Origin of the sequence: Sulfuricurvum sp. RIFCSPLOWO2_12_FULL_43_24 (genome assembly GCF_001829605.1) — a bacterium.
In the GTDB taxonomy this organism is placed as follows: Bacteria; Campylobacterota; Campylobacteria; order Campylobacterales; family Sulfurimonadaceae; genus Sulfuricurvum.
This window is the reverse complement of sequence record NZ_MIBT01000071.1, coordinates 1-1159: the sequence shown is the minus strand read 5'-3', so window position 1 is coordinate 1159 and position 1159 is coordinate 1. Positions and strand designations below refer to the sequence as shown.

Sequence of the window (1159 nt, the reverse complement as noted above, 5' to 3'; positions counted from 1 at the left end):
AAACCGTCGGTAATCGTTTTAGCGATCTTTTGAGAACGTTTGAGCGCTTTTTTCGACATCTCCATCGGCTGCCAGCTGTAGATGTAGTCGCCGTCTTTTTGGATATGCCCGATCGGCTCACAAAATACCGTCTCTACTCCGTTACGAGCAGTGAGTAACGTGATCTCATAATCAAAACGGATAAACTCTTCGACGATCAGCTCGCTCGCATCCCCGCGTGCCTCTTTGGCAACTTCCCAAGAGTTTTCCAAATCAAATGGACTGTGAGCGATACTTTGTCCGTGACCGGAAGAGCTCATCACCGGTTTAATTACACACGGAAACCCGACATCCTCAGCCGCAGCGCACATATCTTCATAGGTACTCACAAAATGATAACGGCTTGTTTTAAGTCCTAACTCTTCGCTCGCGAAACGGCGGATATTTTTACGGTTCATCGTTTTGTTGACCGCTTCGGCATTGGGGATAACACAAAATCCTTCCGCTTCTGCCGCGAACAGTGCGTCGATACTGATCGCTTCGATTTCAGGGAGAATATAGTCCGGTTTCTCTTTTCGAATGATTTTCAATACCGCTTCTTGGTCTTGCATGTTAACGACATGAGATCGATTTGCGACTAAGTGTGCCGGAGCATGTTTATAACGGTCAACCGCGATCACTTCAATGCCGAGACGCTGTGCCTCGATCGCCACTTCTTTACCGAGTTCGCCGGAACCCAACAACATGATTTTTTTGGAATTGGTTTTGAGAGGTGCGCTAAAGAGCATAATGTAGCCTTGTGCAAAAATTGTTACACGAAGTTTATCATAGGGTTAGTAAAGGTTTTGTTACAAAGGGAAAAGTTGAGAGGGAAGAGGGTTGTAACCCAAGCGCCGAAGCGCAAGGAATTACAGGCGAGATTCGTAACGTCGCATCATATACAAACGTTTTAACATCTTTTTGCGAGCGCTGATTTTGAACTGTTTACGTTTTTCAGTCTCTGTAACATGGTTACGACGAGCACGAGCTTCAGTAACAATCAGATTACGATCTGTTTGTTTCTTGAAACGGCGGTAAGCAGCATCAAAGTTATCATCTTGTCTAAGAACGATACCAGGCATTCACATCACCTACTTTCTATTTAAAATTTTTCGAATTGGAATTATAGCATAGATGTATC

2 protein-coding genes are annotated in these 1159 nt (G+C 44.4%); both read right to left on the bottom strand.

The annotated features are described in order from the left end of the window. On the bottom strand, positions 1 to 767 hold a 767-nt coding region (purT, locus tag A3G19_RS06895), incomplete at its 3' end, for a formate-dependent phosphoribosylglycinamide formyltransferase (protein ID WP_294871526.1). Between the two features lie 120 nt (positions 768 to 887). After that, on the bottom strand, positions 888 to 1100 hold the full coding sequence (gene rpsU, locus A3G19_RS06890) for a 30S ribosomal protein S21 (RefSeq protein WP_015652475.1): 213 nt from the start codon (positions 1098 to 1100) through the stop codon (positions 888 to 890). Between the last annotated feature and the right edge of the window lie 59 nt (positions 1101 to 1159).